Genomic DNA, 14,396 nt, shown 5'->3' with positions numbered 1-14,396 from the left:
CTATATTCATATCAAAGGTTACTTAGGCTGATTTGAGGGGTATATACCCCCAGGGGGGTATTCGAAATGTCAACTGTTGAAGCACCAGACGCTCTATCAGCCGCTATAATGGCAATAGGATCAGAAGGGTTCGGCGATGCGCTCTACAGGTGGCTGGATGCAACCTGTTCCTTCGACAACTTCGCAATCATCGCATTTTTTTGGCGCAGCAGCCCGATGGTACTAATGACCCATGCCCGCGACAGCCGCGTTTTTGAACGGATCGACAGCCACTATGTCAAAGGCGCTTATCTGTTGGATCCGTTTTATGGCCTGCATCAAAGCCGCGCGGCGGACGGTCTTTACAGATTGACCGATGTTGCCCCGGATCAGTTTCAACGGAACGAGTACTTTAAATCCTATTACACAAACACGACGTTGACGGACGAGCTGGCCTTTTACGCCGGTCTCAACCCCATGAGTTCGATCACCGTTTGTCTCGGCAGGGACGCAACCACCGCATCGCGTTTTTCCAGCAGGGATTTTGCCATCGCAAAAAATGTCGCGCCGATCGTCAATGCGCTGGTGAGAAGGAATTGGCCTGATCTGAAGCCCTCGAATGAAAAAAAGCCGGAAGATATCGTCGCGCAACTGCGTCAGCGTTTGTCTGTTGAACAAGATATCGGATTAAGTCCAAGGCAGGCGCAGGTGGCGTTGTTAATCCTGCAGGGTCATTCATCGATTTCTATTGGACTGACACTGGGTATCAGCCCTCAGACCGTCAAGGTTTTGCGTAAGCAACTCTACCGGAAATGTCATATCTCTTCGCAGGGTGAACTATACTATCTGATCGCGCCGTATCTGTCGGAAAGCGGACAACCGGCTGGGAAACAAGGGCAATTCCCGGCGGGTTAGTCAAAGCCTAATTAAGAGTAAGTTAGACAGTAATTTCGTCTGTTCCCAACTTGTGAAACCTTTACCCGGAAACGTGCAAAACGTGCTGGAGTGGCACAGGAAACGGAACGCCAAAGCGACCCTTGTTCGGTGTTGGTCGATGCGATGGCTCCGCTCTGATGTCTTCTGTTTTGAAAGTGCAAGGTCTTCGGCCCGTTGTGGTCGTTCGTCCGTCCAGGCAGCGCAAGATGCACGCGTACAACGACCATTTCAGGTCAATTCGAGACGCAGTAATAGGGAACCGACACATGTCCATTGAGAAAACGGATACGCTGGTTGTTGGCGGCGGGCAGGCGGGTATCGCGCTAAGCGAGCACCTTGGAAACAACGATGTGCCCCATATCATTCTGGAAAAGAACCGAACTGCCGAGGCGTGGCGCACCGGCCGTTGGGATGCATTGGTTGCGAATGGACCATGCTGGCATGACCGTTTTCCCAGCCTCCAGTTTAACGGGGATGACCCGGATGCGTTTGTGCCAAAGGACCGTGTCGCCGAATACCTGGTTGAATACGCAGAAATGGTGAACGCCCCAATCCGCGAGGGTGTTGAGGCACTGAACGCCGAACGGTTGCCCGGCGAAGGTGGGTTCCGTGTTAAGACGACCGCCGGTGAAATCCATGCCAAGCGCATTGTCGCCGCAACAGGCGCTTTCCAGCACCCGGTTATTCCGCCCATTGTGCCGGAAACGGCCGGCGTCGAGCAACTTCATTCCTTTTACTACAAAAACCCCGAGCAACTGCCCGAAGGGGCGGTGATGGTTGTGGGCGCCGGCTCGTCCGGTGCTCAGATTGCGGATGAGTTAAATCGCGCCGGTCGCAAGGTGTTCCTGTCTGTTGGTCCGCATGACCGCCCCCCGCGTCGCTATCGTAGCCGCGATAACGTTTGGTGGCTGGGCGTTCTGGGACTCTGGGATATGGCTGCACAGAAACCAGGTACTGAACACGTCACGATCTCGGTCAGCGGCGCGCATGGCGGCCACACGATGGATTTCCGCCGCTTGGGAAATGAAGGGGTGACCCTTACCGGGATGACCAAAAGCTTCGAGAACGGTATTCTCAGCTTTGCCGATGATCTCCAAGGCAACGTCGCTGCGGGCGATGCCAACTACCTTGAAATGCTGGACATGGCGGACGCCTATATCGCTCGTACTGGTATTGATTTGCCCGAAGAGCCAGAGGCACGAGAGCGGTTTGCTGATCCCGATAGCCTAACCAATCCCCTGACTTCAGTCGATTTTGCTAAGGAAGGCATCACGACAATTATCTGGGCGACAGGCTTCCGTCAGGATTTCAGTTGGATCAAGGCCGACGCCTTTGACGCCAAAGGCGCACCGATCCATCAGCGAGGCGTGTCTGTCGAGCCCGACATCTATTTTCTGGGCCTGCCTTGGCAATCGCGACGCGGTTCAACCTTCATTTGGGGTGTCTGGCACGACGCGAAATACATCGCCGATCAGATCGCTATTCAACGCGCTTATGCTGAATACGACGGCGAAGCTGCGATCATCGCCCCCGCCGCGGCGGAATAAGTAGTCAGGACTTCGAAATGGCCCATACACGCATTCGCAAATTCAACACCAAAGTAACCTATCCTGAGCAAAACCTGGACAACGATCTGTGTCAGGCCGTTGTGACACAGGGCGGCAAAACGGTATACTTGCGCGGTCAGTGCCCGCAAAATCTGGATGATGCGGTAAATATCGACAGTCATGATCCGGTCGAACAGACCCACAAAGTGATGCAGAACATCAAACAGTTGATCGAAGAAGCCGGCGGCTCGATGGAGCATCTGGTCAAGGTGGTCGTCTACATTACCGATGTGCGCCACCGTGAGGCTGTTTACCGCACTATGGGCGAGTACATCAAAGGTGTTCATCCTGTTTCGACAGGGCTGGTCGTTCAGGCACTGGCGCGTCCCGACTGGTTGGTTGAAATCGACGGAACCGCCGTTATTCCCGATTGATCCACCAGATCAACCACCTTAGCCGGACCGCGCCACTTGTTCTCCTCCAAACAGGCGCGGTCCGGACTTTCTATTTTCAGGAGATCCGAATGACTTTTTCACTGGTCGCCCGCTGCGCTGAAACCGGTATGTTCGGTCTGGCGATTTCGTCATCGTCACCCGCCGTGGCTGCGCGCTGTTCTTTTGCGCGGGCAGGTGTTGGCGCGGTTGCATCGCAGAACGTTACAGACCCGAGCCTCGGTCCGTTGACGCTGGACCTGATGGAGCAGGGCAAGACAGCACCTCAAGCAATCGAGGCCATGACCGCAAAGGCAAAATTCATCGAATACCGGCAGGTTCTGGCGGTGGATATCGCCGGGCGTACGGCGATCCATTCCGGTCCCAACAGCCTTGGTATCTGGACGCAAGCACAGGTTGAAAATGCCGCCTCGGGCGGCAACCTTTTGGCCAATGACGGGGTCCCGCAGGCCATCGTCGATGGCTTTCTGTCGGCCTCGGGCCATATCGGCGACCGTCTGATCGCCGCCATGCGCGCCGGATTGGCCGCAGGGGGCGAGGCTGGCCCGGTGCATTCCGCAGGCATGAAGATTGTCGACAAAGTCAGTTGGCCCGTCGCCGATCTTCGCTGTGACTGGACCGAGGATTGCCCCATTGAGGCCATCGCGACCGCCTGGGACATCTATAAGCCGCAACTTGACGCCTATATCCAGCGTGCGCTCGACCCGCGCGAGGCACCGTCTTATGGCGTCCCCGGCGACGAATAATCAGGGAGAAACAAAATGTTGGACAATACCCACGCGGATTGGAAAAGCCGTGCCGCCGGTCTGTCATTTCGGGGGCAAGCCTTTATCGACGGTAAATTCACCGATGCTGCGTCAGGCAAGACCTTTGACAGTATAAACCCGGCCACAGGTGCGGTTCTGACACCGGTCGCCGAATGTGACGAAGAAGACGTCAATCGCGCAGTTGCCGCAGGTCGTGTTGCCTTTGAGGATGGCCGCTGGTCGCGTATGGCTCCGGGTGACCGTAAGGCAGTGATGCTGAAACTGGCTGACTTGATCCGGGATAATCTGGAGGAGATGGCGCTGCTGGACAGCCTTGATATGGGCAAGCTGGTGACTGATGCGGCGACTATCGACGCGCCGGGCTCGGCACATTTCTTTCAGTGGTACGCCGAGGCCATCGACAAGGTCTATGATGAAGTGGCCCCAACCGGCCCTGGCGATCTGGCGTTGGTCAGCCGCGTGCCGCTGGGCGTTGTTGGTGCCGTGACCCCTTGGAACTTTCCGCTGGACATGGCGACTTGGAAAGCCGCTGCAGCACTGGCTGCGGGAAACTCGGTTGTGCTTAAACCCGCAGAACAATCGCCCCTGTCAGCACTTCGCCTGGCAGAGCTGGCGGCTGAAGCCGGTGTTCCGGATGGCGTCTTCAACGTTGTTCCCGGTTTTGGGGTGACGGCGGGCAGGGCACTTGGCCTGCATATGGATGTCGACTGCCTGGCCTTCACTGGTTCTACCGCGATTGGTAAAATGTTCATGCAATATTCGGGCCAGTCGAACCTGAAACAGGTCTGGCCGGAAACGGGCGGCAAAAGCCCCAATCTGGTCTTCGCCGATTGCGAGGATCTGGACGCCGCCGCGGACATGGCGGCCTTTGGCATCTTTTTCAATCAGGGCGAAGTGTGTTCGGCCAACTCTCGGCTTTATGTAGAGCGCTCGATCAAGGATGCGTTTGTTGAAAAGCTGATTGCCCGCGCGCAAGCAATGCAGCCTGGCGACCCGCTAGACCCGGCATCGAAGATGGGAGCGATCGTCGATGAGAAGCAAACACAAGGCATCATGCGCTTTGTGGACGAAGGTAAGAACACGGCCAATCTGGTGACAGGGGGTGAACGTGTCACCGTGGACGGTAAAGGTTGTTTTGTTCAACCGACCATCTTTGACGACGTGACCCATGACAACCCATTGGCTCGGGATGAGATTTTCGGCCCCGTCTTGTCGGTGATCCCGTTTGACACAGAAGAGCAGGCGGTCACGATGGCAAATGACTCGATCTATGGGTTGGCCGCGTCAGTCTGGACTGACAACCTGTCTCGCGCTTGCCGGGTGTCTGACAAGCTGATGGCGGGAACCGTCTCGGTCAACACGGTGGATGCATTGTCAGCCATGACACCATTCGGAGGCATGAAACAGTCAGGTTTTGGACGCGATTTGTCATTGCACTCACTTGAAAAGTATACTGCTTTGAAGACCACGTGGATCAAGTACAAAGCTTAATCCACGGCCAAGCGGAGATGTACCATTGCCTTTCAGATACACGCTGCGACAGCTTGAGTATTTTGTTGCGGTCGGGAAGGCAGGCAGTATCGCTGCGGCCAGCGACAAGCTGAACGTGTCGTCGCCGTCGATTTCGGCGGCGATAACTCAACTTGAGGTCGAATTCGGCGTTACGTTGTTTGTGCGCGAACATGCGCGCGGTCTGTCGCTGACGAAGGCGGGACACAAGATCATGGAACGAACCGAATTCGTTCTGCGTGAAGCCGAACTGCTGGCCACGCTTGCTGGGGAAATCACGGGTAAGGTTCAGGGCATTCTGTCCGTAGGGTGTCTTGTGACTTTCGCTCAGATCGTCTTGCCGGGCTTGCGGCGCGAATTCGAGGACAGCTACCCTAATGTACAAATTGAACAACGTGAATTGAATCAGGCTGACATCTTTAGCCAATTGCGCCGGGCCGAGCTGGACATTGCACTGACATACGACCTGGACATTCCCACTGATCTTGAATTCCAACCTCTGCACGCGCTCCCGCCCTATGTGGTTTTGGGAGAAGACCATCCCTTGGCGAAGCAGGTCGAATTAACGATTCCAGACCTGCAGGACAGCCCGATGGTTCTGTTGGACCTTCCATTCAGCGGTGAGTACTTCTTGTCGTTTTTCCGCGAGGCCAATATAAAGCCCAATATCGCGGAACGCACCGCAGATATGTCGGTGATGCGTTCACTGGTTGCCAACGGATTCGGCTTTTCCATTGCAAATATTCGCCCCTTGAACAGCTTGTCACCGGACGGAAAGAAACTGATTTTTGTGCCTTTGGCTGGAGAGGTGCGCCCCATGCGCCTTGGTCTGCTGCGCGCCCGGGCCGAGAATGAAACAAACACTCTGAAAACCTTTGTCGATCATTGTGCGCACGCCGTAAAATCGGGAACCCTCCCGGGTTTGTGCATTCCAGAGAAAGAGTGACCGCAGGTCCTTAGAAATCTCCTAACCTCTGCTTCGTCATTCCCAGATTTAAGTATTCTGCCTGTCGTATAGGCTAATCTAAAATCCCCAACGCAGAGGGGGTCAAACCGGTCGGCAATCCGAAAAGCAGGTTCAAGTCGCATGACGTCTACACTGGGTATTCTCGATAAACTGGTTGGCTTCGATACGGTCAGCAAGAACTCGAACCTCGAACTTGCCGCTTATGTAGAAGAGTTTCTAGAGGCGCGCGGCTTTGCGGTTCATCGCATCACCGATCCCGGCGGCGACAAAACTGGGCTCTACGCGGAAAAAGGCCCTGACGGTGACGGAGTTCTGCTGTCTGCGCATACGGATGTTGTCCCAGTCGAAGGCCAAAGCTGGACCAAAGACCCGTTTTGCCTGACGCAAGAAGGTAACCGTGTCTACGGTCGTGGCACCACAGATATGAAGGGTTATGTGGCGTCGGTTATGGCTTTGGCAGACCGGACTGCTGGGGTTGACCTGCGAGAACCCCTTAAGATCGCGTTGTCCTATGACGAAGAGGTGGGATGCGTCGGTATTCAACACATGCTGGATCGGCTCGCCCCAATGCTGGGTCAGCCCCGCGCGTGTTTCGTCGGCGAACCGACAGAAATGCAGGTCGCTATCGGGCACAAAGGCAAAGCTGCGCTGCGCGCTGTTTGCCACGGTCAAAGCGGGCATTCCGCGCTGGCCCCTAAATTTGTCAATGCACTGCATCTTGCAACCGATTTTGTGGCCGAGTTGCGTGCGCTACAGGACGTTTACGCCAAGAGTGGTAACAGCGACCCGGCTTACTCGGTGCCCTATACGACCTTCCACGTGGGTATACTGTCGGGCGGCAGAGCCCTGAATATTGTGCCCGACCGCGCTGAGTTGACCTTTGAATACCGTCATCTTGCTTTGGATCATGGCAAGGATATTCTGTCACAGATACAAGACGCAGCGGTCAGGGTAGGGGCCCGGTATCAGGCCCTATGCTCGGAGGCGCGCATTGAGGTCGAACAGTATAACGCCTATCCCGGACTGGATGTTGTCGAGACCGAGGGTGTCATCGCTTACGCCCAGAAACTTGCGCAAAGTAACGCCACCACCAAAGTCGCCTTTGGCACCGAGGCCGGGTTTTTCAGCGAGTTGGGGATTCCAACTGTTGTCTGCGGGCCGGGTTCCATGGAACGTCAGGGACACAAGCCGGATGAATACCTTGAAATCGAACAGCTGAACGCGTGCGACGCGATGATGGATCGCATCCTCGAAGACATCAGCCGCTAAAAAACAGACACTTATTGAAACCGAAAATGCCCCCGGAAAAACCGGGGGCTTTGGCGTCAGGAATAAGGCCTGAATTATTTCTTCAAGTTGGTCCAGATCTGGTCATAGACCGCCTGGGTTTCCTCATCACATACTTCGATGAACACGCCCGAGCCTGCATTGGCATGAGGGTTCTTTTCGGGTTGTTCAGCCAGCTTCGGGTCTAGGAATTCACCCACACCGTTCACACCGGCGTTGTACTGCGCAAAGTTGGACACAGCTGCGATATTCTCGGGCTCCAGCAGAAAATCCATGAATATCAGCGCGTTCTCGCGGTTGGGGGCGTCTTTTAGCAGAACGACATTGTCCATCCAGGCGATGTAACCTTGTGTCGGAAAGGCGTATTCCACATTGGCGCCTTCCTCGCGCGCCTTGGCAGAGAACCCGTCATAGATCTGGCCTACGGCTGCGTCACCGGAAACCAGAACCTCTTTCGCGGTGTCCGAATTGAACGACGCCCAATGCTGTTTAGCTTCTTGCAGCATGGCATTCAGCGCCTTCAACTGCTCGCGGTCAGTGGAACATTGCGGGATACCCATATGCAACGCGGCCATGGCCATCACTTCGCCCTGGCTGTCCAACATGTTGATACGACCTTGCAGTTCAGCTGGCGGATTGAACAGAATATCGGTGGTTTGAATATCGCCGTCAAACGCATCACGGCTGACTGCAAAACTGGTCGAGCCCCACTGATACGGGATCGAGGACTGCCGACCGGGATCAAAACCGGGATCGGCCCATTCCTCGGCGATGTTGCCCTTGTTCTTCAATTCACCGTCAGCGATTGTGTCCAACATGCCTTCGCCGGCCATGATCGACACCATGTAATCGCCCGGAACCGATACGTCATAGGTCCCGATACCACCGGCCTTGAGCGAGGCCAGCATCGCCTCGTTCGAGTCGTAGGTGTCCATGGTGACATTGATGCCGGTTTCTTCGGTGAACTTGTCCAGCAGCTCTTGCGGGATGTACTCAAACCAATGGTACAGAACCAGTTCACCATCGGCGGCGGCAGCGTTCGCGCCAATAGCCAAAGCAATGGCAGCAACGCCGCTTCTCATCATATGTTTCATGTGTCTCTCCATCTGTTGGTTATTTTGTGTTGTCAGACTTGCTGACGAAATAGCTGATCGTGACCATGAGGATGGACACACTCAGCAACATGGTCGAAATCGCCATGATATTCGGTTTGATCCCTTGTTTGACCGAGCCAAAGATCGCTGTTGGCAAAGTCTCGACCCCGGCACCTTTCACAAAGTTGGTGATGATGAAGTCATCCAGGCTGACGATGAAGGCCAGCAGAAAACCTGATATGATGCCGGGCATCATCAGCGGGAGGAGGATCTTAGTGAATGCTTGCCGTTTAGTAGCATAGAGATCCAGTGCGGCCTGCTCATAACTGTCCTCGATCCCCTGCATACGGGCCGAGATCGGCAGATAGGCAAACGGAATACAAAAGGCGATATGGGCAAGTAGGATGGTAAGTAGCCCGCGTTCGAATCCGATCGAATTGAAGAAGATCAGGGTCGCGACGGCCAGAACGATCTCGGGCACCATCAGCGGCAGGCTGATCAACCCAAAGGACAATGTGCGAAAGCGGAACTTGCCACCTCGAACCATGCCAGTTGCGGCCAACGTTGCAATTGCGGTTGCAGTGGTTGAGGCAATGATCGCAATGATAAAGCTGTTCCTGGCAGCCGTCTTGAACTTACCGCTTTCAGGCCCGGTGAAAACATCCGCATACCAACGGAGCGAAACGCCTTCCCAGTTGGTCAGTGATTGGGACGCGTTGAAGCTGTAGATCGTGACCACAACCAGCGGCGCATAGAGAATGACTAGACACAGCAGGGTGATCCCCTTGAAGCCAGTGTAAGACTTGATGTCGAATTGCTTGCTTGCCATGGATCAGCCCCCCGCCTTGTCGGCTTTGGCCTGCTGGCGGGCCGAGAACATCAGGATGATCAAAACCATTGTCAGCAGGATCATCGACGCGGCCGCGCCAAACGGCCAGTTGCCGGCGTTGCCTTTGAACTGCTCCTCAATCAGCGAGCCGATCATAAAGTTTTTAGCGCCACCCAGAAGGTCGGGTGCAAGAAACGACCCCATCGACGGAACAAACACCAAAATACAACCCGCAAATACTCCGGGTTTGACCGCGGGAAGCAGCACGCGGCGCAGTGTGGTCCATTTCGACGCGTAGAGGTCGGCCGCGGCTTCGGATAGGGCAAAGTTGTACCGCTCGACTGCAGCATAGATCGGCAACACCATGAAGGGCAGGTATGAATAGAACAGGCCGAGCTGCACCGCAAAATTGGTGTTAACGATATGTAGGGGGCTGTCGATCAGGCCGATATTCATCAGAAAGTCGTTCAACGGCCCCTGATCGCGCAGAAGGAATTTCATCGACACGGTCCTGATCAACAGGTTCACCCAATAGGGGATGGTAATCAGGAACACCCAAACCGGACGCATGCTTTCGGATCGGGTGGCGATGAAATAGGCCGTTGGAAAGCCAATAACGAGGCTGAGCAATGTAGCAGCACCTGCCTGCCAGATCGAGCGCCAGAAAATCGTGATATAGGTCCATTCTATCTTAGGGGGGTCGTCACCGAACAATCCTCGATCAAAGAAGAACTGATCATAAGCCGCCAGCGAGAATTCCCAAATGACGCCGCCCCGGAACTCTTTTGTCAGGAAAGAGTAGATCAGCATCATGATGACCGGCGCCAGAACCAGAATGGCCAGTGTCACCCATGCGGGCAGCAGAAGCCATGTTCGCGCCTCTTTATAGGTATCTGTCGTTGCACTACCGCCGCTTGCCGCACCCGCCGCCATTAGTCGACCAGGAGGCGACCAGCCCCCAGCTCCATGTTGACATACATTTCGGTGCCCGGCTCAAAAATCCGCTTGTTGCCGCGGTCTGAGTTTGAGGTGCGTACGACAAAATCTGGGCCATCCTGCAAATCCACGATGGTTGTGATATCTGTGCCGACAAAGATGTTTTCCTTGATCCGCCCTTTCAGGCTTTCGGTTTCGGCAGGGCTGTCCGACATAAACAACCGCTCTGGCCGGATTGACATGTGAACCTTGGAGCCGACGCCGACCTCCTCAACCGAGTTGCAGGTCAACTCATGCCCACCGCCAAGGTGGCAGGTCGCACGGCCATTCGAGATATCGTCAACGGAAACCTCCAATAGGTTGGTCTCGCCAATAAAATCAGCCACAAACATGTTGTGCGGACGCTCGTAAATGTCCGTCGGGGACCCCAGTTGCTGCAGCTCGCCAGCGGACATAACCGCGATGCGATCGGACATGGTCAACGCTTCTTCTTGGTCGTGGGTCACGAAGATAAAGGTGATCCCGGTTTCACGTTGCAGATGCTTCAGCTCAAGCTGCATTGCTTTGCGGAGCTTCAAATCCAGTGCAGACAGGGGTTCGTCCAACAACAAAACCTTGGGCTGAGGCGCCAGGGCACGTGCCAGCGCAACACGCTGTTGCTGGCCACCTGACAACTGGCTGGGCTTACGGGCCGAGAACTGAGAGAGCTGTACCAATTCCAGCATCTCACCCGCTTTCTTACGCGCTTCGGATTTCGAGGCCCCGCGCATTTCCAGCCCGAATGCAACATTGTCCAAAATGGTCATATGCGGAAACAAAGCATAGTTTTGGAAAACTGTGTTCACCGGGCGTTTGTTGGGCGGCAGGTTCTCGATTTCATCTCCGTATAGGTAGATCGCACCTTCGGTTACGGCCTCGAACCCGGCGATCATTCTAAGGAGAGTTGTCTTGCCGCAGCCAGACGGACCCAGAAGGGTAAAGAACTCATTGTCCATGATCGACAGCGAGATCTTCTTGAGCGCCGTAAAATCGCCATAACGTTTTACCGCGTCCCGCACGTCAATCGCGATATTTTCCTTGTCAGACAATTGCGCCTCCCCTGAGCATCGCGAAATTCCATTCAGGTATATACGGGCTGCGTTGCCGTCCTAAGAATTGACTTCCTCACTAAACATTAGGATTTGCCTAATCATTTCTATTATCGATTATAAATCAATGCGCTATCGTGGTTCAGCAGATTTTTCAGCAAAAAGAAAAGCCCAGTGAACATATGTGAAGTGTCGCATTTTTCCCTGCGGTGATCTCGTCAACAATGGGAGCAACCGCTATTTAACGCGAGAGATTTTCAGTGTCCTAAATTTCAGAACTTTTGTTCTCCACCTTCAATTTCGCGTCTGATGGCTGAAAGAAGTTTGTCTGATTGGTGCGTATCCTGCGGCTTGGGGCAGAGCGTTTCACGCACCTAAACGTAGTTTTATGAACTGTCTGGCAAAATAGCTTTCAGAACATTTCAGGTGGTTGCCAAGGTTCCCTTAACTAATATTGGTCGGGAAGGGGAGTTCAATAAGTAACGCCCGCCATGCGCCTTCGATCACACCGGTCTACGCGCCCAGACGTATTGGTGACATCGCAAAGATCTGTGCGGATGTCAGCGCTCTTAAACTAGCCACGGGATGGGAGCCAGTTCACAGCGAGATTGACAGGATTTTGGTGTCTATATCGGATCCTTCGTAAAGAGAGACAACTCAGACCGCTCTACGCGAGGCATGTCTTACTGCAGCGGTCACAAACAAATTACCACAAGCCGTTACTACCTGAGATACCTGACACAGGAAAAAGTCGCTCAGGTTAAGGCAGAACAGCGACAACGGCTTTCGCTGAAGCCTTTAACCCCGCAACATTTAAAAGGGATCCCGCAGACGCAGGATCCCTATTTCGTTTGCCTGATTGCAGTCTGGAAGGGTGTCAATGTATCATAGTCTGCGCCAAAGGGCCGTAATTGGCATAGCCGGAAGTCCTAAAATGGGGCGCAGTAGGACACCAATGGCCGTACCTGTCGACTAGGGCAGAAAGCACACTACACCCTGAATTCCTATTACTAGCTTTCAATTTCAAGAAGATAGTGGCGGAGAGACAGGGATTCGAACCCTGGGTGGGCTTGCACCCACAACGGTTTTCGAGACCGCCCCGTTCGACCACTCCGGCACCTCTCCGCGGGGGTCTGTGAGGGGGGGATTTAGTGAGGAACGCGCGGGGGTGCAAGCAGAAAATTCCCGAAATTCACTATGACGGGATTTTCCATTGCCAGACGGCACAAAACGCCTAGGCTTTGAAGTATGACTTATTCTCTTCGCCGCTCCGCTCTGACCCTATTCTTATTGCTTCTGACACTGGCCATGGCGCCTGTGTCGTCCTTTGCCGCCGGGCGAGACAGGATCGAAGCGTTTCTGACTACAACTGGTTTTGACGTGGCGCTGGAAAGTATCGCGCTCTCTTCTGCGTCGGCGCCGCAGATGCTGGGCATAGACCCGGATGGTTTCGGCTCCGATTGGGCCCGACTGACCGAAGAAGTATTCGACACTGAAGACATGCATGAAACCGCCGTGTCGATTCTGGAGCAGACACTCAGAGACGAGGCGCTGCTTCATGCAGTGGAATTTTACGCCTCGGACCTGGGGCAGCGTCTGGTCGAGGCGGAAAACGCCTCGCATATGCTGGATGATGACGAGGCCAAGCAGCAGCAGGGGCAAGAGATCGTGGCTGAGTTGATCAAAGACGGCTCGCACCGTGTTGAAAGCCTCAAACGCATGAATAGGGCCATTGATTCAAGCGGGACCGCATTGCGAGCCCTGCAAGAGATTCAACTGCGGTTTCTGCTGGCCGCCAGTGCTTCGGGGGTAATTGATCTTCAGTTGGATGCTGATCAACTGCGCCTCATGATGCGCCAGAACGAAACAAGCATGCGACAGGCGTTGCAGTTATCGGCCTTGGCCGGGGCTGCCTATACGTATCAGAATTTTTCCGATGCTGACGTGAATGCTTATGCCGATGCGCTAGAGCAGCCGCTAATGCAAGAGGTCTATGAACTGCTGAATGCCGTTCAATATGAAATCATGGCCATGAAATTCGAAATTCTTGCCACTCGGATGGCGGACTTGCACCCGGCACAGGATATCTGATGCGTTTTATCGCGACGTTCCTGGCGTTGTTCGTTTGGACCACGCCTTTGCAGGCCGAGGAAAAGGTCGAACAACTTATGCAGGCCCTGCAAGTGGACGCGGTCATCGACATCCTGCGGGACGAAGGCAGTTCACTTGGGCAGGACCTTCAGCAAACCTTTCTGAACAACAATGGCGGCCCGGTCTTTCTGGATCAGGTAGACCGGATATACGACGCGGACAGAATGCGTGATCAGGTCGAAAGTGTATTCGCGGAAACCCTGTCCGAAAGCCAGATGGACCGCGCCATCCTGTTTTTCGAAAGCGATTTAGGGCAGGCTATCACCTCGCTGGAATTATCCGCCCGTGTCGCCTTGGCAGATGAAGCCATCGAAGAAATGGCACAGGACGCCTACAAAAACGGTGATCGCAGCACGGAACTATATCGTCTGGTCGACGAGTATATTCAGGTCAACAACCTGATTGACGAGAATGTGCATAACTCCATCAGTGCAGATTACAATTTTTTCCGTGGGATGAGCCTAGGGGTTGGTGGGGACGACGGGGAACTTCTGGCACAGCTGCTTGAGGAAAAAGACAGTATGACCGAAGACACACGAATGTGGCTGTATTCCTTTTTTCTGCTGGCATACAAGCCACTGACCGACAGTCAAATGCGCGAGAACATCGCCTTTTCACGCACTGAAACGGGCAAAGCGATCAATACGGCCCTGTTTGAAAGCTTTAACCGGATGTTCGACACGATCTATTATCAGCTGGGTCAGGCGGTCGCTCAGGTGCTGAAAGGATCGGACCTTTAGCGTCGCATTTGATGTTGACTTTCCCCTGCAATCTTTGGATAAGCGCGCATCCCGGCCGGTTCTTCCGCGCCGGGTCTCGTTATTATTGACCCAAAGGGCTTTTCCCACGGGTCG

13 protein-coding genes and 1 tRNA gene are annotated in these 14,396 nt (G+C 54.4%); 9 read left to right on the top strand and 5 right to left on the bottom strand.

Translation table 11 applies throughout. The features are described from left to right. Positions 1–108 precede the first annotated feature (108 nt). The 7 genes from ACR0M2_RS00420 to argE all read left to right on the top strand — a co-directional run bounded on the left by ACR0M2_RS00420 (position 109) and on the right by argE (position 7,426). Positions 109–894, top strand: a complete 786-nt coding sequence (locus ACR0M2_RS00420; RefSeq protein WP_480567089.1) for a helix-turn-helix transcriptional regulator — start codon at positions 109–111, stop codon at positions 892–894. A gap of 287 nt (positions 895–1,181) precedes the next feature. Then, positions 1,182–2,462 (top strand): flavin-containing monooxygenase, encoded by a 1,281-nt coding sequence (locus ACR0M2_RS00415; RefSeq protein WP_480646637.1) that lies wholly within the window; start codon positions 1,182–1,184, stop codon positions 2,460–2,462. Positions 2,463–2,479: 17 nt separating this feature from the next. Continuing rightward, the gene (locus ACR0M2_RS00410) at positions 2,480–2,896 is read left to right on the top strand and encodes a RidA family protein (RefSeq protein ID WP_480703749.1); all 417 of its coding nucleotides are present in this window, start codon (positions 2,480–2,482) and stop codon (positions 2,894–2,896) included. A gap of 89 nt (positions 2,897–2,985) precedes the next feature. After that, on the top strand, positions 2,986–3,660 hold the full coding sequence (locus ACR0M2_RS00405; protein WP_480703747.1) for a DUF1028 domain-containing protein: 675 nt from the start codon (positions 2,986–2,988) through the stop codon (positions 3,658–3,660). 15 nt (positions 3,661–3,675) lie between these two features. Continuing rightward, positions 3,676–5,172, top strand: a complete 1,497-nt coding sequence (locus tag ACR0M2_RS00400; RefSeq protein WP_480643768.1) for an aldehyde dehydrogenase — start codon at positions 3,676–3,678, stop codon at positions 5,170–5,172. 25 nt (positions 5,173–5,197) lie between these two features. After that, positions 5,198–6,136 carry a LysR substrate-binding domain-containing protein gene (locus ACR0M2_RS00395; protein ID WP_170348685.1) on the top strand — a complete coding sequence of 313 codons (939 nt, stop codon included), beginning with the start codon at positions 5,198–5,200 and terminating at the stop codon, positions 6,134–6,136. 141 nt (positions 6,137–6,277) lie between these two features. Beyond that, complete coding sequence (gene argE / locus ACR0M2_RS00390) at positions 6,278–7,426, top strand: acetylornithine deacetylase (RefSeq protein ID WP_170348686.1); 1,149 nt, start codon at positions 6,278–6,280, stop codon at positions 7,424–7,426. Positions 7,427–7,500: 74 nt separating this feature from the next. Here argE and ACR0M2_RS00385 read toward each other — a convergent pair whose 3' ends face one another. The 5 genes from ACR0M2_RS00385 to ACR0M2_RS00365 form a co-directional block, all read right to left on the bottom strand. Next, the gene (locus ACR0M2_RS00385; RefSeq protein WP_170348687.1) at positions 7,501–8,538 is read right to left on the bottom strand and encodes an extracellular solute-binding protein; all 1,038 of its coding nucleotides are present in this window, start codon (positions 8,536–8,538) and stop codon (positions 7,501–7,503) included. 19 nt (positions 8,539–8,557) lie between these two features. Further along, a complete protein-coding gene (locus ACR0M2_RS00380) occupies positions 8,558–9,367 on the bottom strand; it encodes an ABC transporter permease (RefSeq protein WP_170348688.1) in 810 nt (269 codons plus the stop codon). A 3-nt stretch (positions 9,368–9,370) separates the two neighbouring features. Then, positions 9,371–10,300, bottom strand: coding sequence for an ABC transporter permease (locus ACR0M2_RS00375; RefSeq protein ID WP_170348689.1), 930 nt, complete (start codon positions 10,298–10,300; stop codon positions 9,371–9,373). After that, on the bottom strand, positions 10,300–11,391 hold the full coding sequence (locus ACR0M2_RS00370) for an ABC transporter ATP-binding protein (protein WP_480703746.1): 1,092 nt from the start codon (positions 11,389–11,391) through the stop codon (positions 10,300–10,302). Before ACR0M2_RS00370 ends, ACR0M2_RS00375 begins: the two co-directional genes overlap by 1 nt. A gap of 1,035 nt (positions 11,392–12,426) precedes the next feature. Beyond that, positions 12,427–12,516 (bottom strand) — tRNA-Ser (locus ACR0M2_RS00365). 123 nt (positions 12,517–12,639) lie between these two features. Between ACR0M2_RS00365 and ACR0M2_RS00360 the strand changes: the two genes are divergently transcribed. Beyond that, positions 12,640–13,482, top strand: a complete 843-nt coding sequence (locus tag ACR0M2_RS00360) for a DUF2059 domain-containing protein (protein ID WP_480703745.1) — start codon at positions 12,640–12,642, stop codon at positions 13,480–13,482. Then, complete coding sequence (locus tag ACR0M2_RS00355; RefSeq protein ID WP_480703744.1) at positions 13,482–14,282, top strand: DUF2059 domain-containing protein; 801 nt, start codon at positions 13,482–13,484, stop codon at positions 14,280–14,282. The genes ACR0M2_RS00360 and ACR0M2_RS00355 overlap by 1 nt, the downstream gene beginning before the upstream one ends. The last annotated feature ends 114 nt before the right edge of the window (positions 14,283–14,396 follow it).

This window comes from Ruegeria sp. BE10 (assembly GCF_056538905.1).
Note: the sequence above shows the minus strand (reverse complement) of the source record. Positions and strands in the feature narration are given on the sequence as shown.

Excerpts from the sequence above, each read along its gene's own strand:
- ACR0M2_RS00420 (WP_480567089.1), top strand. The coding sequence starts at position 109 with ATGGCAATAGGATCAGAAGGGTTCGGCGATGCGCTCTACAGGTGGCTG.
- ACR0M2_RS00415 (WP_480646637.1), top strand. The coding sequence starts at position 1,182 with ATGTCCATTGAGAAAACGGATACGCTGGTTGTTGGCGGCGGGCAGGCG.
- ACR0M2_RS00410 (WP_480703749.1), top strand. The coding sequence starts at position 2,480 with ATGGCCCATACACGCATTCGCAAATTCAACACCAAAGTAACCTATCCT.
- ACR0M2_RS00405 (WP_480703747.1), top strand. The coding sequence starts at position 2,986 with ATGACTTTTTCACTGGTCGCCCGCTGCGCTGAAACCGGTATGTTCGGT.
- ACR0M2_RS00400 (WP_480643768.1), top strand. The coding sequence starts at position 3,676 with ATGTTGGACAATACCCACGCGGATTGGAAAAGCCGTGCCGCCGGTCTG.
- argE (WP_170348686.1), top strand. The coding sequence starts at position 6,278 with ATGACGTCTACACTGGGTATTCTCGATAAACTGGTTGGCTTCGATACG.
- ACR0M2_RS00385 (WP_170348687.1), bottom strand. The coding sequence starts at position 8,538 with ATGAAACATATGATGAGAAGCGGCGTTGCTGCCATTGCTTTGGCTATT.
- ACR0M2_RS00380 (WP_170348688.1), bottom strand. The coding sequence starts at position 9,367 with ATGGCAAGCAAGCAATTCGACATCAAGTCTTACACTGGCTTCAAGGGG.
- ACR0M2_RS00375 (WP_170348689.1), bottom strand. The coding sequence starts at position 10,300 with ATGGCGGCGGGTGCGGCAAGCGGCGGTAGTGCAACGACAGATACCTAT.
- ACR0M2_RS00360 (WP_480703745.1), top strand. The coding sequence starts at position 12,640 with ATGACTTATTCTCTTCGCCGCTCCGCTCTGACCCTATTCTTATTGCTT.
- ACR0M2_RS00355 (WP_480703744.1), top strand. The coding sequence starts at position 13,482 with ATGCGTTTTATCGCGACGTTCCTGGCGTTGTTCGTTTGGACCACGCCT.